At 37.3% G+C, this 24,716-nt stretch carries 21 protein-coding genes and 1 tRNA gene; 12 read left to right on the top strand and 10 right to left on the bottom strand.

Annotation, left to right across the window (positions count from 1 at the left end; genetic code table 11):
• Nucleotides 1-94: 94 nt before the first annotated feature.
• Nucleotides 95-568: a DUF4293 domain-containing protein gene (locus H8B04_RS09785; RefSeq protein WP_190302239.1), complete on the top strand. Its 474-nt coding sequence runs from the start codon at nucleotides 95-97 to the stop codon at nucleotides 566-568.
• A 6-nt stretch (nucleotides 569-574) separates the two neighbouring features.
• On the top strand, nucleotides 575-1,036 hold the full coding sequence (locus H8B04_RS09780) for a hypothetical protein (protein WP_165291538.1): 462 nt from the start codon (nucleotides 575-577) through the stop codon (nucleotides 1,034-1,036).
• 35 nt (nucleotides 1,037-1,071) lie between these two features.
• On the opposite strand, the gene H8B04_RS09775 is transcribed toward H8B04_RS09780, so the two are convergent.
• On the bottom strand, nucleotides 1,072-1,611 hold the full coding sequence (locus H8B04_RS09775; RefSeq protein ID WP_165291539.1) for a DUF2892 domain-containing protein: 540 nt from the start codon (nucleotides 1,609-1,611) through the stop codon (nucleotides 1,072-1,074).
• A gap of 100 nt (nucleotides 1,612-1,711) precedes the next feature.
• On the opposite strand from H8B04_RS09775, the gene ung reads away from it, so the two are divergent.
• Nucleotides 1,712-2,383 (top strand): uracil-DNA glycosylase, encoded by a 672-nt coding sequence (gene ung, locus H8B04_RS09770; RefSeq protein ID WP_190302238.1) that lies wholly within the window; start codon nucleotides 1,712-1,714, stop codon nucleotides 2,381-2,383.
• A gap of 101 nt (nucleotides 2,384-2,484) precedes the next feature.
• Here ung and H8B04_RS09765 read toward each other — a convergent pair whose 3' ends face one another.
• Together H8B04_RS09765 and H8B04_RS09760 are read right to left on the bottom strand one after the other, a co-directional pair.
• On the bottom strand, nucleotides 2,485-3,558 hold the full coding sequence (locus tag H8B04_RS09765; protein ID WP_190302237.1) for a DUF6695 family protein: 1,074 nt from the start codon (nucleotides 3,556-3,558) through the stop codon (nucleotides 2,485-2,487).
• Nucleotides 3,559-4,029 (bottom strand): Lrp/AsnC family transcriptional regulator, encoded by a 471-nt coding sequence (locus H8B04_RS09760; protein ID WP_132777368.1) that lies wholly within the window; start codon nucleotides 4,027-4,029, stop codon nucleotides 3,559-3,561.
• Nucleotides 4,030-4,464: 435 nt separating this feature from the next.
• On the opposite strand from H8B04_RS09760, the gene sufB reads away from it, so the two are divergent.
• The 3 genes from sufB to sufD all read left to right on the top strand — a co-directional run bounded on the left by sufB (nucleotide 4,465) and on the right by sufD (nucleotide 8,123).
• Nucleotides 4,465-5,916 carry a Fe-S cluster assembly protein SufB gene (sufB, locus tag H8B04_RS09755; protein ID WP_165291542.1) on the top strand — a complete coding sequence of 484 codons (1,452 nt, stop codon included), beginning with the start codon at nucleotides 4,465-4,467 and terminating at the stop codon, nucleotides 5,914-5,916.
• 85 nt (nucleotides 5,917-6,001) lie between these two features.
• On the top strand, nucleotides 6,002-6,760 hold the full coding sequence (gene sufC / locus H8B04_RS09750; RefSeq protein WP_165291543.1) for a Fe-S cluster assembly ATPase SufC: 759 nt from the start codon (nucleotides 6,002-6,004) through the stop codon (nucleotides 6,758-6,760).
• A gap of 31 nt (nucleotides 6,761-6,791) precedes the next feature.
• Nucleotides 6,792-8,123 (top strand): Fe-S cluster assembly protein SufD, encoded by a 1,332-nt coding sequence (sufD, locus tag H8B04_RS09745; RefSeq protein ID WP_223815355.1) that lies wholly within the window; start codon nucleotides 6,792-6,794, stop codon nucleotides 8,121-8,123.
• 67 nt (nucleotides 8,124-8,190) lie between these two features.
• Here the strand turns inward: sufD and H8B04_RS09740 are convergent, their stop codons facing one another.
• Complete coding sequence (locus H8B04_RS09740) at nucleotides 8,191-9,159, bottom strand: energy transducer TonB (RefSeq protein WP_190302235.1); 969 nt, start codon at nucleotides 9,157-9,159, stop codon at nucleotides 8,191-8,193.
• A gap of 160 nt (nucleotides 9,160-9,319) precedes the next feature.
• Between H8B04_RS09740 and H8B04_RS09735 the strand changes: the two genes are divergently transcribed.
• Nucleotides 9,320-10,573 carry an MFS transporter gene (locus H8B04_RS09735; protein ID WP_165291546.1) on the top strand — a complete coding sequence of 418 codons (1,254 nt, stop codon included), beginning with the start codon at nucleotides 9,320-9,322 and terminating at the stop codon, nucleotides 10,571-10,573.
• A gap of 32 nt (nucleotides 10,574-10,605) precedes the next feature.
• Here the strand turns inward: H8B04_RS09735 and H8B04_RS09730 are convergent.
• A tRNA-Gly gene (locus H8B04_RS09730) sits at nucleotides 10,606-10,678 on the bottom strand.
• Nucleotides 10,679-10,777: 99 nt separating this feature from the next.
• Nucleotides 10,778-12,319 carry an NAD(P)/FAD-dependent oxidoreductase gene (locus tag H8B04_RS09725; protein ID WP_165291547.1) on the bottom strand — a complete coding sequence of 514 codons (1,542 nt, stop codon included), beginning with the start codon at nucleotides 12,317-12,319 and terminating at the stop codon, nucleotides 10,778-10,780.
• A 163-nt stretch (nucleotides 12,320-12,482) separates the two neighbouring features.
• Between H8B04_RS09725 and H8B04_RS09720 the strand changes: the two genes are divergently transcribed.
• The 4 genes from H8B04_RS09720 to H8B04_RS09705 all read left to right on the top strand — a co-directional run bounded on the left by H8B04_RS09720 (nucleotide 12,483) and on the right by H8B04_RS09705 (nucleotide 15,658).
• Nucleotides 12,483-13,061 (top strand): LemA family protein, encoded by a 579-nt coding sequence (locus H8B04_RS09720; protein WP_165291548.1) that lies wholly within the window; start codon nucleotides 12,483-12,485, stop codon nucleotides 13,059-13,061.
• Between the two features lie 89 nt (nucleotides 13,062-13,150).
• Complete coding sequence (locus H8B04_RS09715) at nucleotides 13,151-13,585, top strand: TPM domain-containing protein (RefSeq protein ID WP_165291549.1); 435 nt, start codon at nucleotides 13,151-13,153, stop codon at nucleotides 13,583-13,585.
• Nucleotides 13,586-13,663: 78 nt separating this feature from the next.
• Complete coding sequence (locus tag H8B04_RS09710) at nucleotides 13,664-14,428, top strand: TPM domain-containing protein (protein WP_223815354.1); 765 nt, start codon at nucleotides 13,664-13,666, stop codon at nucleotides 14,426-14,428.
• 108 nt (nucleotides 14,429-14,536) lie between these two features.
• Nucleotides 14,537-15,658, top strand: coding sequence for a TlpA disulfide reductase family protein (locus tag H8B04_RS09705; RefSeq protein WP_190302233.1), 1,122 nt, complete (start codon nucleotides 14,537-14,539; stop codon nucleotides 15,656-15,658).
• A gap of 61 nt (nucleotides 15,659-15,719) precedes the next feature.
• On the opposite strand, the gene H8B04_RS09700 is transcribed toward H8B04_RS09705, so the two are convergent.
• On the bottom strand, nucleotides 15,720-16,904 hold the full coding sequence (locus H8B04_RS09700) for a trans-sulfuration enzyme family protein (RefSeq protein ID WP_165291552.1): 1,185 nt from the start codon (nucleotides 16,902-16,904) through the stop codon (nucleotides 15,720-15,722).
• A 123-nt stretch (nucleotides 16,905-17,027) separates the two neighbouring features.
• Here H8B04_RS09700 and H8B04_RS09695 point away from each other — a divergent pair, with 123 nt between their 5' ends.
• Nucleotides 17,028-19,526, top strand: a complete 2,499-nt coding sequence (locus tag H8B04_RS09695; protein ID WP_165291553.1) for a M14 metallopeptidase family protein — start codon at nucleotides 17,028-17,030, stop codon at nucleotides 19,524-19,526.
• 195 nt (nucleotides 19,527-19,721) lie between these two features.
• On the opposite strand, the gene mfd is transcribed toward H8B04_RS09695, so the two are convergent.
• The 3 genes from mfd to H8B04_RS09680 form a co-directional block, all read right to left on the bottom strand.
• Nucleotides 19,722-23,057, bottom strand: coding sequence for a transcription-repair coupling factor (gene mfd / locus H8B04_RS09690; protein WP_190302232.1), 3,336 nt, complete (start codon nucleotides 23,055-23,057; stop codon nucleotides 19,722-19,724).
• A gap of 487 nt (nucleotides 23,058-23,544) precedes the next feature.
• Nucleotides 23,545-23,970 carry a nuclear transport factor 2 family protein gene (locus H8B04_RS09685; protein WP_190302231.1) on the bottom strand — a complete coding sequence of 142 codons (426 nt, stop codon included), beginning with the start codon at nucleotides 23,968-23,970 and terminating at the stop codon, nucleotides 23,545-23,547.
• Nucleotides 23,971-24,130: 160 nt separating this feature from the next.
• A complete protein-coding gene (locus tag H8B04_RS09680; protein WP_165291556.1) occupies nucleotides 24,131-24,682 on the bottom strand; it encodes a hypothetical protein in 552 nt (183 codons plus the stop codon).
• Between the last annotated feature and the right edge of the window lie 34 nt (nucleotides 24,683-24,716).

The following is a 24,716-nucleotide window of genomic DNA, read 5'->3' as shown; positions in this document are numbered from 1 at the left end:
TAAAAAAAATAGTACCACTGATGTGATAGAACAAAGTCATATTTCTGTGGTTTATACTATATTTGTAGTATTGTCATAAGATTTAAAAACAGATATGATTCAACGCATTCAAACGATTTGGTTGTTGTTAGCAACAGTAGTGATTTTAGGATTATTTATGTTCCCTTACCTAAACTATACGGATTTAGTGGGATTAGGGAAAAAGTTATTTGTGACTGGCGAATATTCTGCCGTAAATAATGAATCGGTAAAACAAAGTAGTTTTATTTTACAAACAATTGCGAGCATAGTAGTTGCTTTAGTGCCATTGATTACTATTTTTCAATTCAAAAATAGAAAGCTTCAGATTAAATTAATCTATGTATCTATTGCTTTAATTGCACTTTTAGGGGTTTGGATGTACTTCTCGTCCGTTGCTACTTTGGATTTAATATCTCAAAGTTTCGGTGCGAATAATATAGGTGTAGGATTTTTCTTGTTGCCCGTTTCGATCATCTTTTTAGCTATGGCTATTGGTGGTATTCGCAAGGATGAAAAATTAATCAAGTCTGCAGATAGATTACGTTAATTTCAGATGAAAAGAGTCTTTTTATCATTTTTATTTGTGGTGCTGGCTTGTGATGTTGTCTTTTCTCAGGAGAAGCCAGAAAGAAATTCTGTAGATATCAACGAAATAGAGGTTTGGACAAAGAATGTACAGCTTTCGACTAAAGGTGATACAGCAACAGTGGAGCTGTATCTTCAATCTTACTTGAAGAACCCTCGTGAATTCAAACTAAATACTTTTTCTACTGGTTTGGTAAATGGAAGTGAGAAGCCTCTTTGGTATCATTCCATGCAAATGGGAAAAGTGCGAGTACATATTGATGATCGTCAGAACTACTTGCATTATCTGCTTACTCGAAATGAACCTGTTGTGCTAACCATAAAAACAGGAGGCTGGAAGAAGCAATGGGGAAAACCGAAGCAATTAAAATTGGCGATTGAAGATTTCGAAGAACAAGGAAAAATTTTAGAATATACAATCGATTTATAACAAAAATGCCTCGAGATTATCGAGGCATTTTTGTTTTATCTTGAATAACGGAATTGCTGTTTGTCCATCAATGCCATTTGATCTTTCATCATTTTGATTTGATCCGCTAGCAATTTGTTTTTGTCCGCACGTTTAGCTTCTTGTAAGTATTTCTCAGCTTCACGTTTATTTCGTTTTGCCATCATTACACCTGCTAAGCTCAATTTGGCTAAAGCTACATTATGATCCATATGAAGTCCTAACGAAAGTGCTTTCTTAAAGAATTTCTCCGATTGCAAAGGTGCCCGTTGAGATTCCAAAAGACCTAATAGCAAATGATAATATCCATGTTGAGCAGGAATAAGTTGTTTCTCGTAATTGGTGATTTTGCCTAACCATTTCTCCGCATTAGCAACATCTTGCTTGCGGAAAAACCATTGTGCAAGAAGCATATATTCGTGAAAGAAAACTGTCACCCATGCTAAAATAGTAACCAAAATACCTAAAATACCCCAGCCCCAAAATCCAAACCAAAATAATACTACTGTACCTACTAGAAGTAAACAGCTAATAATAATACGCACTAAATTTGACATCTCTTCTTGTTGTAGTTTCTAAAACGCAAATATCCATTAATTTAAGTAGTTATCCAAACTTGTTGTTATGTTTAGGTGCGAAAAAATGTACTTTTGTTGTATGGAAAAATTGTACGACGAAAGTTGGGCTCCCATTTTAAAGCCTTTAATGCAACAGGATTATATGAAGAAATTATCTGCCTTTGTACAGCAGGAAAGACAACAATATGAGATTTATCCACCTAAAGATTTGGTCTTTAATGCCTTTCGACTTACACCGTTGCAGGATGTGAAAGTTGTGATTTTAGGTCAAGATCCGTATCATAATGTGGGTCAGGCTCATGGGCTTTCGTTCTCGGTTCCATCAGGAATACCTTTTCCTCCTTCCTTGAAAAATATTTTTGCAGAACTAACAACTGATATAGATGGCTTTCAGATTCCAAATTCTGGAGATTTAACCAAGTGGGCTAAGCAAGGTGTATTATTGCTCAATGCTACGCTGACCGTGCGTGCTCACCAAGCTGCTTCTCATCAAAAGCAAGGTTGGGAAACTTTTACAGATCAGGTAATTGAAAAAATTTCTTTCGAATTGGAAAATGTCGTTTTCTTGCTGTGGGGATCGTATGCACAGAAGAAATCGGCTCTTGTCGATAACAAAAAACATTTAATCCTAAAAGCAGTGCATCCTTCACCCTTGTCGGTATATCGTGGTTTCTTTGGTTCAAAACATTTTTCTCAGGTGAATGCTTATTTATCTGCAAATGGTAGGCAACCAATAGATTGGAAATTGTAAGGCAATATACAACGCCAATTCGAGTGAATGAACTATAGTCCTAAAAATCTAGAATTTTAATGCTTGGATTTCTTCCTGTAGGTAGAATTGACGGAAAAGTTTTATGCGTAACGCTCTTTTATATTTTCGAAATCGTATTTATCATTTTCCAATCTTTCGATGTGGTTGATACGGATCTTTCTGCCGTTTTGTTCGATATGCGTTACTAATAGATGGCTGTCGTAAGTAATCTTGTAAGGATATTGTAAGTCTACAATTTCAGCCGCTTCTCCACGAACGACATATTCTAATTTTCCAGCGGAGGTAAAACGCTTTACAATAAATTCGTTTATGATTTCGGTTGGCGTAACCGTAAACCAAGCTCCATCACCGACACCACCCAAATACATAGCATCTTTCGGAAGGGTAATAGGCTTTGATCTATAACTCATTCCGCCAATTATCAAATCATTAGGAAACAAAGCCGATTTCCGATGGGAAATATTGTCTCCTAATTGTTTTACCAAAAACCAAAAGGACTGAAATCTATTCATCTTAAAACTCTTAATGCCTTCATCAGGAGTGTAAGAATAAATGATTCGATCTTCAACTGCGTTTATCAAGTTACTAACGGGGCTACTTTTAATGGTCTCAGGAAGATTTAGATAATGCCAAAAATGATATTTAGGCGAAGATTTCATGAGCATTCGTGTAATAAAACGCGAACAATTGTTATTGTTTTTAGCTACTGCTCCATAAGGATAGGTGCCTTGCAACACACATTCATCACCGTAAGCTTTGGCTTTTTCGAAATTTATGCCTTTTACGATAGAATAAAACAATTTGCCATCACCGTACATTGCTGGTTTTAGCTCTTCGAAATGACAAATTATTTCTTCAATATTAGTGATGTTATTATCTTGAATATGAGCAGTCAATGCAATCTCCAATAATGGGTCCGAAAATTTGGAACGAGCTCTTCCATAGCCTCTAGGAGCAATATAACGACCAAAATCGTAAAATAGCATTTCTCCGTTTTGAGAATTTATAATGACGATACCGGTGTGTCCTACTTTGAAATTTAGATTCTTGACCAAGCCTATCTTTTTGAAAAACATCATCCATTTTTCATCGCCGCGAATGGTAGCATCTGGCCACGTCAAGATAATTGCAAAGTCTCGATAATCAGTATTCATCTAATATTCTAACGGTACTATTGGTTCTTTTTTCGAAGTGGACATAATCATCATCGTTTGGAAAGTCTTTACAAAAGGAATTTTTGAAATCTTCTCCATGATTACTGCCTCATACGCTTTGATATCTTTAACGTATACTTTGAGAATAAAGTCACAATTACCAGTCACATGGTGACACTCTGTTACTTCTGGAATCGCTTTTACAGCCTCCACGAATTCTGGAATCGCGTTATGCGTATGGAAGTCCAATGAAATCTGGATGAAGGATTTTATTCCTAAACCTAATTTTTCCTCATCCACAAAAGCATGGTAACTTTTGATAAAACCTGAGTTTTCTAACTTGCGCACACGCTCCAATGTAGGGGCGGGTGAAAGACCGATGTTTGTAGCAAGCTGCAAATTCGTGATACGTCCATTTTCTTGTAATAGGCGCAATATCTTTAAGTCAAGTTTGTCAAGTTGGTAGGACATGGTATATCTTTCTTCGAAATGTAAATATAAAAAATAAAGTACAATAATATATCTTTTTGGGCAACAATAATAACTGTATAATCCGCTGTTTGAAAAATTTTGTTAGGAAAGAGAAGTTTATCTTTTCTTATAGAGAGGAAGAAACCACAAATCTACAATGCTATTGAAAATAAATCTAATCGCCTTCATCATAGTTAAAATTTATTTATAAATCATTTATGTATAGTTTTTGTTGATAGTTAATCATTTTTTTTGTCAAAAAAAAGGGGGAAAATCGTCTTGAACACAGAAAGAAGTGACTTTTGTCATAAAATTGCTCAAATTATGCCTTTAGGATGGCAAAAGATACTATATTATTGGTATTTATATCGTAACTTTGTAGTCCCAAAAAGGTCAGCTATAATGGTTTGACTTGTAAAAAGGGAAGCATTAAATATGAGTACCAAAGACGACGAATTACTGAAAGAGCTGGAGCAAGAAGAATATAAATACGGTTTTACGACTGATATTGAGATGGATATTGCTCCCAAAGGATTGAACGAAGACACAATTCGCCTAATATCTGCTAAAAAAAATGAGCCAGAATGGTTGTTGGAATGGAGATTAAAAGCTTTCCGTCACTTCCTTTCTATGGATATGCCGAAATGGCAAAACTTTGATAATCCTGAAGTGGATTTTCAAGATTTATCATACTATGCTGCACCAAAACCTAAAAAGCAATTGGAAAGCATGGATGAAGTAGATCCAGAATTATTGGCAACATTTGAGAAGTTGGGTATTCCATTAGATGAACAAAAAATCTTAGCTGGAGTAGTAGCGGTGGATGCGGTGTTTGACTCAGTGTCTGTAAAAACTACTTTCCGTGAGAAATTAAAAGAGAAAGGTGTTATTTTCTGTTCATTCGGTGAGGCAGTACAAGAGCATCCTGAATTGGTAAGAGAATATTTAGGTTCTGTGGTTCCGCAAACGGATAATATCTATGCGGCATTGAACTCTGCAGTGTTCTCGGATGGTTCATTCGTATATATTCCAAAAGGCGTACACTGTCCTATGGAATTGTCTACATACTTCCGTATCAATGCACAAAATACAGGTCAGTTTGAACGTACATTGATTATCGCAGACGAAGGTTCTTACGTTTCTTACTTAGAGGGATGTACAGCGCCTATGCGTGATGAAAATCAATTGCATGCTGCGGTTGTAGAATTAGTGGCACAAAAAGATGCTGAAATCAAATATTCTACTGTTCAAAACTGGTATCCTGGAGACAAAGATGGTAAAGGTGGTATCTACAACTTCGTAACGAAACGTGGTATCTGTAAAGGTGATAACTCTAAAATCTCTTGGACACAGGTAGAAACTGGTTCAGCGATTACTTGGAAATATCCTGGTGTGATCTTGAAAGGTGACAACTCTGTTGGGGAGTTCTATTCTGTAGCAATGACGCGTAACAAACAGTTGGCGGATACTGGTACGAAAATGGTGCATCTAGGTAAAAACACAAAATCTAAGATTGTTTCCAAAGGTATTTCTGCTGGAAATAGTCACAATAGTTACAGAGGTTTAGTGAAAATTGGCCCTAATGCGGACAACTCACGTAACTTCACACAATGTGACTCTTTACTAATTGGTGACCGTTGTGGAGCTCACACATTCCCATATATAGAGAACAAAAATAAAACAGCAAAATTAGAGCACGAAGCTACTACGTCGAAAATCGGTGAAGATCAAGTATTTTACTTGAATCAACGTGGTATCGATTCAGAAAAAGCTGTAGGGTTAATCGTTAATGGTTACGCGAAAGAGGTGCTTAACCAATTGCCAATGGAATTCGCTGTTGAAGCTCAAAAATTATTGGCAATCTCGTTAGAAGGATCAGTAGGATAGGAGAATTTGAAAATTAGATAATTTGAAAATGTGAGCAGGATAGAATCTCAATACTCACATCTCAATACTCAATACTAAAAAAGAAATGTTATCAATAAAGAATTTGCAAGCGTCTGTTGAAGACAAACAAATATTAAAAGGATTAAACTTAGAGGTTAAAGCGGGTGAAGTGCACGCGATTATGGGACCTAATGGTGCGGGTAAAAGTACCTTAGGTAACGTGTTAGCAGGTCGTGATTCTTACGAAGTGACTGGTGGTGAAGTGACATTGGATGGTGTAGATTTATTGGATTTATCTCCAGAAGATCGTGCACGTGAAGGTTTGTTTTTAGCTTTCCAATACCCAGTAGAAATTCCAGGTGTGTCAAACATCAATTTCTTGAAAACTGCAGTAGGTGATATCCGTGAATATAAAGGTCTTCCTCCATTAGAAGCAAAAGAATTCTTAGCCATGGTAAAAGAGAAACAAAAATTAGTAGAATTCTCTGCTAATTTGGCTAATCGTTCATTAAACGAAGGTTTCTCCGGTGGTGAGAAAAAACGTAACGAAATCTTCCAATTGGCGATGTTGAATCCGAAGTTAGCTATTTTGGATGAGACTGACTCTGGTTTGGATATCGATGCATTGCGTATCGTAGCAAATGGTGTGAACCAATTGCGTTCGAAAGATAATGCTTTTGTAGTAATCACCCACTACCAACGTTTATTGGATTATATCGTTCCTGACTTCGTACACGTATTGCACAATGGTCGTATTGTAAAAACAGGACCAAAAGAATTGGCGCTTGAGTTAGAAGAAAAAGGATACGATTGGTTGAAAGACTTAGATACGCAAAATGCCTAATCTAATCGGTCTTCGATAAAATAATAAGGTCATGAGCGGATTGATAACAAATAACATGAGTACAACAGTAGTAAACTCTTTATTCGAACAGTTAACTTCTACTTTTCAAGAATTAGAAGCTACGAACGAACCTGCTTCATTAAAAGCTATTCGTCAAGAAGCTTTCGTAAAATTTGAAAAAGAAGGTTTTCCAACTGTTAAGAATGAGGAATGGAAATATACAAACATTCATTCTTTAGTCAACAAAACATATTTGTTGAATGAAGATGTGGATGTGGCTAATTTGGATTTAAGCAAAGCGGATATTCCAGAATTGGATGCACACCGTATCGTATTGATTAACGGTCAATATGTATTGGCTTTTTCTTCTTTAGAAGATGAAGTTGGTGTTACAGTAAAACCAATCGAGGAAGCTGTAGAAGAAGCTAATTTCCAAAAACACTTCGCACAATACGCGGATAAAACTGATAATGCTTTGGTCGCATTGAATACGGCTTTATACACTTCGGGTATTTATTTATCAGTTGGTAAAAATAAAGTAGTTTCTAAACCATTGCATATCATTCACGTAGCGACTGGTGGTGAAGAATTTTTCTCCCAAACAAGAAACTTATTCGTCGTAGAAGCTAACGCGGAAGTTGAAATCGTTGAATCTTTTATCACTTTAGAAAATACAGCGAAAAACTTACACAATAAAGTAACAGAGATTGTAGTAGATGAGAATGCGAAAGTTCAACACTATTATCTTCAAGTAGCGGATTCGGTAAGTAATTACATCAACCATACAGAAGTATATCAAACGAAATACAGCTTGTACAATAATTACAACTGTAATTTCCCTGGTGCTACCTTTATACGTAATAATATCAATGTGCGTTTGGATGCAGAGAATGTAGAATCACATTTGTACGGTATCAATTTGTTAGCAGATAAACAATTGGTAGATAACCATACCATTGTAGACCATTTGAAACCTCACTGTGAATCTTATGAATGGTACAAAAACATTCCTCAAGATGAATCAACTGCAGTATTCAATGGTAAAATTTTCGTTCGTTTGGATGCGCAAAAAACAAATGCTTTCCAACAAAACAACAATATGTTGATTGGCGACAAGTCTACAGTGTACACTAAGCCACAGTTGGAAATCTTTGCGGATGATGTGAAATGTTCTCACGGTTGTACAATGGGACAATTCGATGATGATGCTTTGTTCTACTTAAGAGCAAGAGGTATCGGCGAAGAATCTGCACGTATTTTACTGGTACACGCTTTTGCTTTTGATGTGACTTCACGTTTCTCTAATGAAGCCATAAGAAATTATGTGGAAGATTTAGTAGCAAAAGGACTAGAAAGAAAATAATTAGTAGTGTAGTTTTATATTTTTAAAAACCGTCTAGGAAGCGATTCTTAGACGGTTTTTTTTGCCTTTAACTGCCAGACATATCTAGTCTAATAGGCAATGAGTAGGCTACACGAACTGAAACACCTCTCATATAGCCTGGTGTCCATTTTTTAGCTTTTTTCAACACTTTAATGGCGGCTTCTCCTGTACCAAATCCCAAATCCTCGTCCACCTTCATTTCTACCATATTTCCAACGGTATCCACCACAAATGAAACTCTTACTGTTCCTTTTACTTTATTTTGTATTGCTTCTCGCGGGTAACTATAATTGGATGCTATAAATTTTCTTATCGCAATTATATCCCCAGGGTAGGCTGGCTGAATCATAAAGTTTTTTTGATCATAAGCGTATTCTTTATTTGTAGAATCTTTAGTAATTCCAGAAATAAGTTTTCCGTTGTCGTAGCTTTCTTCAAAGGTATATTTTCCATCCATGAATGAGCCTGTCCAATTTCCGATACGCTGGTGCTCTTTGTAATTTCCTTTTTCAACTGTCGAATTTCGATATTCTATTTCGGCATACCCATTACCATTAAATAGATGTCTATTTCCTAATGAATCATGGTACACTAAAATTAAGGTGTCTGTTACTTTAGTCGAGTTTTTCTCAATGGTATAAGGATATTTATAGGCAATCTTAAGTTTTCCGTTTGGGTGGTAATAATAAGCCGTATCAATTAAGACCCCATCATTGCTATAAAGCTCTTTATATTTTATTTTACCATTTTCATAAGCCTCAAGCTTTTCTCCTATAAATTTCTTCTCCTTAAAGCTGGGGAATGTGCCTAGAAGTTTAGTTTTATTAGGTTGAATATACTTCTCTATGACGCGTACTTGCGTGTTTTCCAATAATGAAAGCTCTCTATAATAGTAGGCTTCTTCTATATTTTTAGTCTCTTTACCCTCTTTAGTATATAAGGTAGTAAATGATAATTGTCCATATGAAAGATAATTTAACATTAGAATTAGTGTAGTAAGCAATATTCTTTTCATACTAAGAGTTATTTTTTAGTTCATTTTATGTAAATATAATGTTTTGAAGTTAAATTTTACGTTTTCTAATTTCTTATCTCAGGCAAGAAAAGACTAATTATTCAACGGCTAATGATCTATTAAACTCTTCTGTATTATATTTGGAAAAATATAATCTATTATGCCTAAAGAATCTTGGTTCAAAACATATATATACATCTGGATAGGGCAATTTGTCTCCTTATTAACGAGCTCGGCAGTAAATTTTGCAGTAATCATATATTTGAGTTTACATTATAAATCGGCGGAAGTATTGGCGTTTGCTGGTATTGCTGGCTTATTACCACAAGCAATTATAGGACCATTCGCGGGAGTATATATTGATCGTTGGGATCGAAAAAAGGTTATGATTTACGCAGATGCTTTTATTGCATTGTGTACTTTCATGATGTCATTTGCCTTTGTAGAAGGGGAGGCGAATTTAGCTTTTGTATATGCACTGCTTGTTTGTCGTTCGTTAGGGCAAGCTTTTCATACGCCAGCCATGCAGGCAATTGCTCCTTTGATTGTTCCTGAAGAAAAGTTATTAAAAGTTTCGGGCATTAATCAGATGTTGCAATCTGTCAGTATGATAGCTGGTCCTGCTGTAGGTACTTTAGCTATTACGTATATGCCCATTTCTAAAGTGTTGTATTTAGATGTTATAGGTGCCATGCTAGCTATAGTTTCTTTGATGTTTGTGGTTATTCCAAAATTAAATGCGCAACCAACTGCAGAAAATAATATTTCTACTGTATTAATGGATCTTAAATTAGGTTTTGGGGAGATCCATAAGAATAAGGGGCTGTATCTCCTTTTCGTTTATGCTATGCTTACAACATTTTTTGTGATGCCTGTTGCCATTATGTATCCATTATTGACAATTGAACATTTTGCAGGGGGCAAATGGGAGATGAGCATCATCGAAGTAATGTGGGGTGCTGGTATGTTAGTTGGTGGTGGAATATTGAGCGCATGGAAAGGTTCTGTGTCAAAAGTAATCTTGGTCAATGCCATGCATATCTTCTTAGGGGTAACTTTTGTTTTTTCAGGATGGATAAGTGGTGATTTGTTTTGGGTATTTGTGGCTATTACGACACTGGGTGGAATTGGAATGTCTTTCTTTAATGCCTCATTTATGACGATTATTCAAGAAGAAATCAAACCTGAATTTTTAGGTCGTGTTTTCTCCATGTATTTTAGCTTTGCTATTATTCCAAGTGTTATTGGTTTGCTTTTTACAGGTTGGATAGCAGACGAAATCGGTGTGGTCAATGCTTTTATCATTGGTGGTTCAGCCATGTGTTTTGTTGGATTATTATCCTTTGTTACACCTGCGGTAATGAATTTAGGGAAGAACAGAAAAATAGAATTATCATCAGAGGAAGAGAAATAAAAAAAGCTTCTCAAATTTGAGAAGCTTTTTAGAGCGAAAGACGAGATTCGAACTCGCGACCCCAACCTTGGCAAGGTTGTGCTCTACCAACTGAGCTACTTTCGCTTGGTTTTGTGATACAAAAATAAGGCTTTTTTAGGTTTTGTCAAGTCCTAATTTTAAAAATTATATCAAAAAACTCTAATTCACTTAATTTTTAGCGACTTAAATTTTTATAGCATCCACACAATTAATACCGTCAATAGCTGCAGAAACGATACCACCAGCATATCCAGCACCTTCAGCACACGGGTATAAACCTTTGATTTGTGGATGTTGCAAGGAGTCCTTATCACGTGGAATACGAACTGGAGATGATGTGCGTGATTCTACTCCAACTAAAATAGCTTCATTCGTATAATAACCCTTCATTTTCTTTCCAAAAATAGGCAATGCACCACGTAGCGCTTGATGTACAAAGTTTGGCAATACTTCCTTTAAATCTACAGATCTCGTTCCTGGCTTGTAAGAGTTTTCCGGCAAATTTCTAGAAACACGGTTCTCTACAAAATCCACCATACGTTGTGCAGGAGCGACTAAATTGCCACCTCCAAGCTGAAATGCTTGCTGTTCAATTTTACGTTGGAATTCTAATAAGGCAAAAGGATCCGTTGCGGCATTGGGTACATCTTCCAGATTGATCTGAATTACGGTTCCAGAATTGGCGTGCGGGTTATTTCTTTTGGAAGGAGACCAACCATTTACTACGATTTCATCATGATCTGTGGCACATGGAGCAATAATACCTCCAGGACACATACAGAAAGAGAATACACCCCGATCATTTACTTGCTCTACCAGGCTATAATAAGCTGGCGGTAAGTTTTCATGACGTGTACTGCAGTGATATTGAGCTTGGTCGATAATTTCCTGTGGATGTTCGATACGTACACCTAATGCAAATGGTTTGGCTTCTAATAACCAATTTTTATGACGGAATAATTCAAAGATGTCTCTTGCGGAGTGTCCTGTTGCTAGGATTACATGATCAGCCTCGAAGGATTTACCATCAGCAGTCATTACGGATTTCACTTGACCAAATTGTTCGATAATATCGATTACTTTGGTGCCGAAATGGACCTCACCACCCATTTCCAAGATACGATTACGCATTCCTTCGATTATGTGCGGTAATTTGTTTGTGCCGATATGCGGTCTTGCATCGATGAGAATATCTTCATCCGCTCCATTCTCTACAAAAATGGATAAGACTTTTTGTACATCTCCACGTTTATTGGAACGAGTATATAGTTTTCCATCCGAGTAAGTTCCTGCGCCACCTTCACCATAACAATAGTTCGATTCAGGGTTTACGATACCTTCTCGGTTTATTTTTGCTAAGTCTCGACGACGATCACGCACAGCCTTACCGCGTTCTAAGACGATAGGTTTAAGACCTCGTTCCAGACAGCGATAAGCTGCAAATAATCCTGCTGGTCCAGCGCCAATGATAATAACAGATTTAGCGTCTTTTACGGACTTCAATTCTGAGGTAAAAGTTTCCACTTGTGGCTCTTCGTCGATATAAAATACTACACGTATTCTGTAAACTACCTGTCTGCTACGCGCATCAATAGAGCGTTTTCGGACATAGATTCCTTTGACTTTGTTTCGCGAAATTTTGAGTTTGTGAACGCCTTGTTGGATGATATAGTCCTCATTGTAGATATGGTCAGGACCAATGGCCAATTCGATTTCTTGTTGCATAAATTATTTCATTGGGTATTTATCCCAAAACTGTTGCAAAGTTACAAAATTTTAGGCACAGGCTTTGTTTTTACACGATTTTGGTATTGCCTTTGAAAGGGATATTCATAATATTTAAAAAGTAATTTGTATTTTTAGTGAAACAGATTTGAATTTATTACACATGAAAAGATTATTATTTGTCTTAGTTGGTTTATTTACAGCACTTTCATTTAGCTCTTGTGGTTACAATACTATGGTTTCTAAGGATGAAAATGTAAAAGGTAAATGGGCTCAGGTAGAAAACGCATACCAAAGACGTGCTGATTTAATCCCGAATTTAGTATCTACAGTAAAAGGCGCTGCGCAACATGAACAGGGAACATTGACTGCTGTAGTGGAAGCGCGTGCTAAAGCGACTTCTGTGACGGTAAATCCTGACGACTTGTCAGAAGAAGCAATTGCTAAATTCCAACAATCTCAAGATGCGCTTTCTCAGTCTATCGGACGTTTGTTAGTTAGTGTAGAAGCTTATCCAGATTTGAAAGCAAATTCTAATTTCCAAGAATTACAAGCGCAGTTAGAAGGTACAGAAAACCGTATTTCGGTAGAGCGTAGAGCATACAACGAAGCTGTTCAGGATTATAATACTACAGTTCGTAGCTTCCCGAATAACATTATGGCGGGAATTTTTGGATTCAAAGCTAAAGGAACTTTCCAGGCAGCAGCTGGTTCAGATAAAGCACCTGAAGTTTCTTTCTAGAATATTCTATCCTTAATACATAACACATAAAGATGAATATAGCAGCAGCTTCGGTGACTGTATTCATCTTTTTTAATTTATAAGCTAAGATGGCTATTTTAAATGAAGAAGAGCAAGAGCGTGTAGTGCACGCTGTAAGTGTCGCCGAAAACATGACCTCTGGTGAAATTCGTGTCGTGGTGGAAAATGTAGTAGGGGAAGGTATTGAAGCTTTTGATAAAGCAAAAAAATATTTTGAAGAGCTCGAAATGCACAAGACTAAACTTCGCAATGGCGTATTGCTTTATCTGGCTGTCGCGGATCATCAGTTTGCCATAATCGGTGATGCAGGAATTAACTCAGTTGTGCCGGAAAATTTTTGGGAGACTACTAAAGAGAAGATGCTTGCTTATTTTAGACAGGGAAACTATGCTTCGGGACTAGTCGTTGGGATACATGATGCAGGAGAACAACTTCATCATTATTTCCCCCGTCAAGAAGATGACATTAACGAATTACCTAATGAAATACACTTTGGTAACTAATATTTAGATATGCTTACAATTTCGAAAATAAAGTTCTATTACCATTTAATCCTAGCATTAGTGTTAAGCGTTTGTATTTTGGGAAGTGTACAAGCGCAGGATTTGCCCGAAGTATCACGAACTATTGTTACAGATTATACCAATTCTTTGTCTCCGACAGAAAAGGATGCTTTGGAGCGTAAGTTAGTAGCTTTTAATGATACGACGTCTACGCAAATAGCCGTGGTATTAGTGAATAGCACTGATGGGTATGACGTTGCAGATTATGCTGTTCGATTAGCTCAAAAATGGGGCGTGGGACAAGCGAAATATAATAACGGCGTAATGTTACTGGCTGCTATTGGCGATCGTGCCGTAACCATTCAGACAGGATATGGTGTAGAAGGAGCTTTGCCTGATGCTATTGCGTATCGTATTATCGAAAACGACATTAAACCAGCCTTCCGCTTAGGAAATTATTTTAAAGGATTGGATAATGCGACGAATTCTATTATTTCTTATACCAAAGGAGAATACAAAGAGAAAACAAGAAAGGATTCTGCATCTAATGAAGGTGGAGGAATTAGCGGTATAATGGTTATCATTATTATCGTTATCATTTTTGCTTTAATATCCAAAGGAGGTGGCGGTAATAATCGTGGAGGCAAGATGATTGATGGAAAGGGTTCTAATGATTTATTCTGGTGGATGCTACTAAATGGTATGGGCGGTGGCTCTAAAAGAAGTAGTGGTGGTGGATTTGGTGGCTTCGGCGGAGGTTTTGGCGGCGGAAGCTCGGGCGGTGGCTTTGGAGGTTTCGGAGGAGGAGGCTTTGGCGGTGGTGGCGCTAGCGGTCGGTGGTAGTGTAAAAGTTAACAGTTGTTAAAATTGTTGATACACTAATTTAATTTTTATTTTAAAAGTATATATTTGGTTATTAAACAGATTTTTAGAACGTATTCTAATTAAAAAATGAAAAATATTTTATTCGCATTACTTGCTGGTATTCCAGCATTCGCATTTGCTCAGGAAGATTATACCCTAAAAGGAAAGATAGGAACACATAATGCACCTGCTAAAGTTTATCTACAATATGTAGATGGTTCTGCTAGAAAATTAGATTCTGCAGAAGTAAAAAATGGACAATTCACGCTTAATGGGTCTGTAGCTTCTCCCGTAGAAGCTTACGTAATTCTTTCTCCTGAAGGAAAGAGTCTTAGAGAATTAAGATCTCCGGATTATGGAACCGTTTACCTTTCGAAAGGTGTTATTAATCTTGAAGGTGAGACTATCAAAACTGCAAAGTTATCGGGAAATTCTGTTAATGAGGAATATGTAAAATTTAAAGCCTTAAAGCAAGAAACTGAAAAAGCAATTGCAGCGGTTAATAAAGAATTCGAACAAGCGACTGAAGAGCAGAAAAAAGACGAAAACTTTGTAAATGGTTTGCGTGATAAAATAATGCCTTTATATGACAAAATGGAAGAGATTGAAAAGGATTATGTAAAAAGCTCTAAAAGTTATATCGCTCTAAACATAATTGATCAAGGTTTAAGTGCTGAAAATGTTATAGAATATGAGGGGTACTTAAAAGGTTTTCCAGCTGATTTGCAAAATAGTCCGAAAGGTAAAGCAATTGCAGAGAAAATTAACAACCTTCGTAGTGTAGCAATTGGTGCAGTAGCTCCTGATTTTACCTTGCCAAATCCAGATGGTAAAGAGATTGCTTTATCGTCGTTGAGAGGTCAATATGTTTTGTTAGATTTTTGGGCTTCATGGTGTGGTCCTTGTCGTCAGGAAAATCCACATGTTGTAGCTGCTTACAACAAATTCAAAGATAAAGGTTTTACTATTCTAGGTGTATCATTAGACAATCCTGGTAAAAAAGAGGCTTGGGTTAAAGCTATTGAAGATGACCAATTAGGGCAATGGGCACACGTCTCGGATTTAAAAGGATGGCAGTCAGATGTAGTAAAATTATATTCTGTGCGCGGTATTCCTCAAAACTTCTTATTGGATAAAGATGGTAAAATTGTAGCCTCTAATTTGAGAGGACAAGCCTTAGAAGATAAATTAGCTGAGATTTTAAATTAGTTTTCAGAAAATAATACTAGACAAACAAAGCCTTTAGAAAAATCTAAAGGCTTTGTTGCTTTTATATCTTAGCTATAGCTTGTTCCCAATCGGCTATAATGTCATCAATATGTTCAATACCTACCGAAATACGTAACATGCCTCGTGTAATTCCCGAAACCTTCTTTTGCGTCGAAGAATGATGCGAACCCCACATACTTGCAGGATGCACAACTAATGATTCTACTCCTCCCAAGCTGGCTGCATTAGCAAAGAGTTGTAAATGACTCAAGATGGTCTGCGCATTTTTATATTCGTCAGCTTCGTCTTTCCCAGCAACCTCAATACACAGCATTCCTGTGTGGCCTTTTAGTTGTTTCTTCGCCAATTCGTGTTGGGGGTGCGAAGGCAAGCCTGTGTAGGAAACCTTTTTTATTGCAGGATTTTCTTCAAGCCATTGGGCCAAAGCCAAAGCATTAGAATTTATCTGATTGACGCGAAGTGACAAGGTTTTCAAACCTCTCAATAATAGCCAGGAATCAAAAGGACTCAAACTTGCGCCTAAAGTGATGGAGCGTCTCCATACTTTTTGAATGTATTCTTTGCTTCCGCAAATAACTCCCGCTGTCAAATCCGAATGTCCACCCAAATATTTAGTCGCACTGTGCAGTATTACGTCTATGCCAAACTCTGCTGGCACTTGATTGATGGGAGAGGCAAAGGTATTATCTACCATCGTTAAGATTCCCTTTTCTTTACCCAACTGACCAACAAATTCTAAATCTGTAATATCTAAGTTTGGATTAGAAGGTGTCTCAATATAAATAAGCTTGGTGTTCGGCTGGATAGCCTCCGCAAAAGCTTGATTGTTTGTTTGATCCACATGTGTTACCGTTATACCATATTCCGAAAGAAACTCTTTTAAGAAAAGCGTTGCTCCAGAGTAGTGTGCATTTTGTGCTAGAATATGATCCCCCGCTTTTACAACCGCTAAAATAGCTGTACTAATGGCTGCCATGCCTGTAGCAAGCACAAGTGCATCTTCTGTTTTTTCGAGTTTGGCAATAATCGCAGCTACCTGACTGTTTGTTGGATTACCGTGTCTATGATAAAATTCTGGATGTTTTGGTTCTGTGGCTGCGGCTATATACTCATCTAAATTTTCGTCAGCAAAATAAGTGGATGTTTGATATATTGGAGTGACTACAGCTTTGGTTTTATTAAATTCTTCGCCCGTATGTATTAAGTTAGTTTCTGTTTGTCTCATTTCGTATAGGTCTTTCCCCAAAGCTAATAAAATATCTATGAATTTGATAGAGTATTTTCACCTATAGCAGCATTAAAAATTATAAAATAATTATTTATATATTGCACATATCTTAATTCTGATATGAAAAATATACTAACCTTAGCCTTAGCAATTTGTCTTTTTACTACATCTTGGGCGCAAATTAAATCGCCAGAAGAATATCTTGGAAGAAAAATTGGAACGAAGATTACCCCACACTGGAAAGTCCTAGAATATTATAAATATGTTGCAGAGCAAGTTCCCCAACAAGTAAAATATCAACAATATGGGGAATCAGTAGAAGGCAGACCTATGTATGTGTTTTTTGTATCATCTTCCAAAAACATAGTTAGACTGGAAGCGATTCGTAAAAATAACTTACAGCTTGCTGGAGAAGAAACAGGCAATGCAGAACTTGTGGATATGCCTGCAATTGTTTGGATGAGTAATAATGTACATGGGAATGAGACATCTTCCATGGAGTCTTCGATGATGACATTATATCAATTAGTGAATCCCAATAATACTGCGACTAAGGCACAGTTAGAAAATACTCTGATAATAATTGATCCTTGCTTGAATCCTGACGGAACAGAGCGTTATAACAATTGGCAGAACGGAATCATAGGAGTGACATATAATCCCGATTTGTATGCTAGAGAACACAGTGAGCCGTGGCCAGGAGGTCGTGTAAATCATTATTATTTTGACTTGAATCGTGATTGGGCATGGCAGACGCAAAGTGAAAGTCAACAAAGAATTAAGATTTATAATGAGTGGTTACCGCATATTCATATTGATTTTCATGAAATGGGTATTAATGCCCCATATTATTTTCCGCCAGCGGCAGAGCCTTTACATGAGGTCATTACACCATGGCAACGTGAATTTCAAGGAACAATTGGTAAGCACAATGCAAAATACTTTGACCAACAAGGTTGGTTGTACTTTACCAAAGAACGTTTCGATTTATTTTATCCATCGTATGGTGATACCTATCCTATTTATTCGGGTTCTATCGGAATGACGTATGAAAAGGCTGGAAATAGTTCGGCGGGTCTAGGAGTATACACTGACCAAAAGGATACCCTTACGCTAGTGGATAGAGCAATTCAGCATCATGCTTCGGGAATGAATTTAGTGGAAGTCGTATCGCAAAATGCGTCAAAAGTAGTTGAAGAGTTTAAGAAATTCTATAAACAAGCCAATGACGGAACCTTAGCTTCTTATCAGAGTTATGTCATCAAGCACGAGCCCGCGAATGAGGCAAAGATTCGTTCGTTAATGGAGCTTTTGGATAAAAATAAGATTCGTTATTATACTGCACAGGGGGCATTTAAGGGTATAGAATACGCTACTAAAAAGAGCACAACTTATAACGCAAAAGATAAAGACTTGGTCGTGCCGGGAAACCAGCCTAAGGCGGCATTAGTTCGTGTACTATTTGAGCCCGAAGCTAAATTGGTGGATTCATTGACTTATGATATCACAGGTTGGTCCCTACCTTATGTCTACGGATTACCGGCGATAGCGAGCTCTACAAAAGTTGGTGCTACTATCCCTTATAAGTTGGATAAAGTGAGCAATACTATTGGGGATAGCTTTGGCTACGCCATAAAATGGGATGGTTTTGCTTCAGCAAAGACACTTGCAGCGCTTCTTCAAAAGAAAATTACCGTTAAACGTTCAGAGCATGCTTTCAAATTGAATGGAGAAGACTTTCCTAGTGGTTCTTTGCTTATTATGTCTTCGAATAATAAATCTGTTAATATCAAGAAATCGTTAAAAGAAATAGCGGATCAACATGCGGTCAAAGTGCATACTATTAGTTCTGGAATAATTGAGGGGGCAAAAGATTTTGGAAGTGCTGATGTGAAAACGATAAAAGCTCCTAAAGTTTTGATGTTAGCGGGAGAAGGCATGCGTGCCTTAAATGTAGGAGAAGTGTGGCATTATTTTGATAAAGATCTTCAATATCCAATAGTCTTAGTCAACCCGAAAGAAATGGAACGCATTGATTGGTCTGAAATAGATGCGTTTATTATGCCGAGTAGTACCTATACTTTCTTGCGTGATAAGACGCAAGCGGAAAGTTTTGCGAATTGGATTCGTAAGGGTGGAAAAGTTATAGCCTTGGAAAGTTCAGTTTCGCAATTGTCGGCTCAACCTTGGATAAAATTGAAACCGATGAAGCAAGACACGACGCTAAGAGCCAAAGAAAATCCATTGAAACCTTATGCGGAACGTGAGCGTGAATCGTTGAAAGAATATACTGCGGGAGCTATCTATAAAGTAGATTTTGATGCTACTCATCCGTTAATGTATGGGGCAAAAGAATATTATACACTTCGTACTAATGGTACGTTATACCAATATTTTAAAGATGGGGCAGGTTGGAATGTTGGTTATATCAAGGAAAATGCCTTAATGAGTGGCTTTGTGGGACAGAACCTGAGTAAGCAAATTAAGAATGGTTTAGTCTTTGGGACGGAGTCTCTGGGGGCTGGTTCTATAGTATATTTAGCAGACAATGTTTTGTTCCGTAATTTTTGGGATTCAGGAAAGCTAATAATGGCGAATGCTTTGTTTCAAGTGGATTAAAAAGAATATTATTAATAATTAACTATAAAAATATTAAGGACAGTAAAAAGTATTTGTTGGGGGCATTAGGTGGTGTAATAATTTATATTCTCGTAACTCGTGTATATGAATATTTTTATCTTTAAAATTTGTCAAGCAGGTTACTGTGAAATTTAGTTTAAAATATAACAGGAGCTTTTAAGCTCCTGTTATATTTTAAATCATCTGCTTCAACAGATGTAAAGCATAATCTATTGTTGTGATATTGCTTAAAGCTAAGCGGAGTTGTCCTTTTACTTCTTTTAGATTGCTAATGGAAGGATTTGCTCCTACGAAAGCCAATACTTTACCAAACTGTTCAGATTCGTAATAGCTAGATTTAGCGTTATTGACAAAATAACCTTTCAGGGTCTGTTTCTTGTAAGAAATCTTTTCAAAGCCAATTTCTTTACCTAGCCATTGTAGACGAAGCGTATTAAACAATTCAAATACTGGGGCAGGAATAGGACCAAAACGGTCTTCCAATTCTTTCTCAAAAGCCTGAAGCTGGGACTCGTTTTCTAATTTTGCTATCTCGTTGTACAAATTGTAACGTTCGCCAATATTAGTTACGTACTCGTCTGGAATCAATACTTCTAAGTCCGTGTCTATCTGTGTAAACGAAACGTATTTTCTGTTCTGTTCGTCCGCGAACAAATCGCCAAATTCATCATCTTTCAACTCTTGAACCGCTTCATCCAAAATCTTGTTGTACATCTCAAAACCAATCTCTGCAATAAAGCCGGATTGCTCAGCACCCAACAAGTTACCTGAACCGCGGATATCTAAGTCACGCATCGCCACATTGAAACCTGAACCAAGCTCCGAGAACTCCTCTATCGCCGAAAGACGTTTATAAGCCTCTGGTGTCAAAGTTGACATTGGTGGACTCAACAAATAACAAAAAGCCTTCTTGTTAGAACGTCCCACACGGCCACGCATTTGGTGTAAGTCACTCAAGCCAAACATATGGGCATGGTTGATGATAATCGTATTAGCGTTAGGTATATCCAAACCAGCTTCGATAATCGTTGTTGCGACTAAGACATCAAAGTCATGGTTGATGAACTTCAACATTACATCTTCTAGGTCATCGCCTTCCAGCTGTCCATGTGCCACACCTACGCGTGCTCCAGGAACGAGTTTCTGAATCATGCCGCCCAATTGCTTCAAGTCGGCTACACGATTGTGAATAAAGAAGACTTGACCACCTCTATCAATCTCATACGAAACTGCTTCTTGGATTAATTGCTCATTAAATACATGCAATTCCGTTTGTACAGGTTGTCTGTTTGGTGGTGGCGTCGAAATAATACTTAAATCGCGAGCACCCATTAGAGAGAAGTGCAACGTGCGTGGAATAGGTGTTGCGGTCAAGGTCAACGAATCCACATTGGCACGCATTACTTTTAATTTCTCTTTTACCGATACACCGAACTTTTGTTCCTCGTCGATAATCATCAGGCCTAAGTCTTTAAACTTGACGTCCTTGCTGACTAATCGGTGTGTCCCGATGATAATATCTATTTTACCCTCTTCGAGTTTTTTAAGGGTCTCTTTGATTTGTTTGGAAGTCTTGAAACGATTGATATAGTCAATGTTTGCAGGAAGACCTTTCAGACGTTCGGAAAAGGTGCGGTAATGTTGTAAGGCTAAAATGGTAGTCGGTACTAAAACCGCTACTTGCTTGCTGTCCGCTACAGCTTTGAAAGCGGCGCGAACCGCGACTTCTGTTTTACCAAAACCTACATCTCCACAGACCAATCTATCCATCGGATGTGGTGATTCCATGTCACGCTTCACATCGTTGGTTGCTTTTTCTTGGTCTGGAGTATCTTCGTAAATAAACGAAGCTTCTAATTCTTTTTGCAAGTACGTGTCCGGACTAAATGCATTACCCGTTTGTGCTTTACGTAAGGCGTACAGTTTAATCAAGTCACGCGCAATATCTTTGACCTTTTTCTTGGTTGTTTTCTTCAGCTTATCCCACGCATCTGTTCCCAACTTATTCATTTTAGGAATAGTGCCTTCCTTGCCAGAATATTTAGAAATACGATTTAGAGAATTGATGTTAACGTACAACAAATCATTGTCTGCATAAATCAGACGAATCATCTCTTGAGTTTTACCGTTTACATCGACCTTTTCCAATCCTGCATATTTACCTACACCGTGGTCAATATGCGTAATATAATCCCCTGGCTTAAGGTCGCGCAATTCTTTCAAGGTAATAGCTTGAGAACGCTCGTATGCTTTTATACGTTTGTATTTATAGTATCGATCAAAGATTTGATGGTCTGTATAACATGCCAACTGTATAGTGTCATCGCGGAAACCTTCTCGCAATGCTTTGTAAATAGGTGTGAATGTGACAGACTTATCTATATCATCAAGAATAGCATAGATACGCTCTACCTGTTTGGTTGAATCCGAAAAAATCAGATTCTTTATTTTCTTGCTTTCGTTTTCTTTGAAATTGTGAATCAACAAGTTGAAATCCTTATTGAAAGAAGGCTGGGGATGGGTATCAAAGGTAATAACCTCATCTGCATTGAAGAAGAACTGTTTTCCGAATTCTACATTCGGAAAATCAAATATCATTGATCCGAAATTCTTGTCATCCGTAAAGGTAAAACGCGGATCCACTAAATCTGGATTGCTTTTCAAATCGGCTTCAGACAATGCCTTCCACAGTTGAGATGCTTTTTTGTAGCCTTCTTTTATTATATCAAAAGTGAATTGTACGTCCTTGATCCAAATTACTGAATCCCTGTCGATGTATTCCAGCAAAGAAATATGGTTGTTTGCCAAAAATTTAGCTTGAACATTCGGTACAATGGTAACCGTATGTATCTTACTAACCGAAAGCTGACTTTCGATGTCAAACGTTCGTATACTCTCGATCTCGTCACCAAAAAACTCTATACGATATGGCAAGTCGTTGGAGAACGAGAAAATATCGACAATACCTCCCCGAATTGCAAATTGCCCAGGCTCATATACAAAATCCACGCGTTCAAAATCATATTCGTACAAGAACTCATTGATAAAATCAATGCTGAGTTTGGTGTTTTGCGTGATGGGTAACGTGTTTTTCTCCAAGTCCTGACGATTGATAACTTTCTCCGCAATAGCTTCAGGATAGGTTACTACAATTTTAGGAAGTCCAGAAGTGTGATTCAGTGAGCTTAATGTTTCGGCACGTTGCAACACATGGGCGCTATCCAGTTGGGTGAAATCAAAGGCTTTACGGTAAGATGCTGGGAAAAACAAAATCTGTTTTTCAAACATGCTTTCCAAATCACTCAAAAAGTAAGAAGCATCTTCGTGTGTCGGCAATATAAAGACATACGGTCGTTCTTGCATATGATACGCCGAAGCAGCGACCATCGCGTCCGATGACCCAATAAGTCCTTTGAGCTGGATTTTAGGATTTTTACTTTGAATTGCTTTTACAAGTGTAGTGACTTGTGTTGTTTTTCCGTATTGTGCTAAGATTTCCTGAATATTCACTTAAGTCCCAATGTTTTCACCAAAGTTAGTAAAAATATGGGAGAGGGGGATTTGTAGATTTCTATAGCTTGAGGTATTTGACGAAATGTTTTACTCGGAGCGTAGAATTCGCAGTTTATTAAAAATAAACATAAATATCCCAAATTTCCAAATCTCACATTTCTGACAGCTTTTCTCAAATTCAAATCAGTTTAGGGCTTTATTTGGGTTTTGTTCGGTAGTTGTTCGGAAAAAATGCCATTTTTCCGAAGCCGATCCGAAGATGACCCGAACAAACCTGCTGAAAAGGTAGGTTTGTCTACAATGGACAATCTGTGCCAAATCTTGCCAAATGTGTATCATTTTGAGACAATTTAGGACAATGTTGACCATTTGTGTTTTTGGGCTAGATTTACATTTCTTTTGTAACAAAATTTGGAGAGAATTATACAAACAAAAAAAGCCTGCACGCTGCAGACTTTCATACTAAACAAAAATTACCCAGTAATTATGGATAAGTCGTTACGACTTTACTGATCTTCCAGCCTTCAGTAGTTTGGGATAAGGTAATGTAGTCTACGCGCGTGAAATTGTCGAAATTCATGATTACTTTTCCTACTGCGGTGTTGCCTACTTGATCCATTATCTCAAAAGATTGTGTCGCATTATATTTTAAGTTCTTAAGCGATTTTAAGTGCTTTACGTATTCTTTTTTGCCGAATTTCTCTTTGTTTGACGTGTTGCTGTACTCAAAATCTTCTGTAAACATTTCTTTGGTGTAGTTTGCGTTTTCTAATAATGAAGCGCCTACATAATTCATTACGACCTCTTTGCTATCTAACTCTTTGTAAGGTTTTATCTCTGCGTTTGCTGTATAAACTGTTGCTACTAAAGCGATAACTGCTACTGCGAATAATTTGATATTTGTTTTCATAACTGTAATATTTTTGATTTTCTGGTGTTTTGTTATGACAAAGGTATAGCGGTTTTGGAGGCAGAAGAATGACCTTTCGACCAACGGAGGTAGAATTTCGGTGAAAATGGAAGTGTAATCGGTGAAAAAATTGGATTGCTTTTCGCCGTTTCTGCGAAGATTAATGTATTAGTAGATGATGCTTCTCAGCAAACTCCATCACTTTATCATAGGATTCTTTTAGATCAAACTGTAAATCTTCATGGAGTTTGTCGTACTTACTAATGGTGGATTTGAGGCGTGCGGCAGCGTAGCGATGCAATTTATCGGAAGCAGCCACATAGCTTTTTTGGAAAAGGATGGGATAATGTTCGAAAGCTAATTGAAGGATAAGCAATCGGAATTCAGCTTCGCTGAATTTGTCTTTGGTCACTTTCTCATGCTCGTTAATCATACCACTGGCTTGTCTCAGTAATGCAGTCAGCGTACGGTAATGAGAATACATGGCTGTATTCTTTATTCCCGAACGATTGGGACTCAAAAGATCTTGCAACTTTTCACGTAACGCATTAATGCGGTCTTCCAAATCGTATTCGTTTTCTAACAATTGATAATGCAATTGTTTCATTAGCATTTTGTCCTTGCTTATCAAACGAACAAGTAGTTTGTCTTTCTCTTTGGGTGAAAGATTTAGTACAGCTTCTTTGAGTTCTGGATCTTTGTGTAACGACATGGGTTAAAGTTAGGAAGAAATAAGCAATTCTAAT

Origin of the sequence: Sphingobacterium litopenaei, assembly GCF_014692495.1 — a bacterium.
Lineage (GTDB): Bacteria > Bacteroidota > Bacteroidia > Sphingobacteriales > Sphingobacteriaceae > Sphingobacterium > Sphingobacterium litopenaei.
The sequence above is the reverse complement of the archived record's forward strand: the minus strand, read 5'-3'. Positions and strand labels throughout refer to the sequence as shown.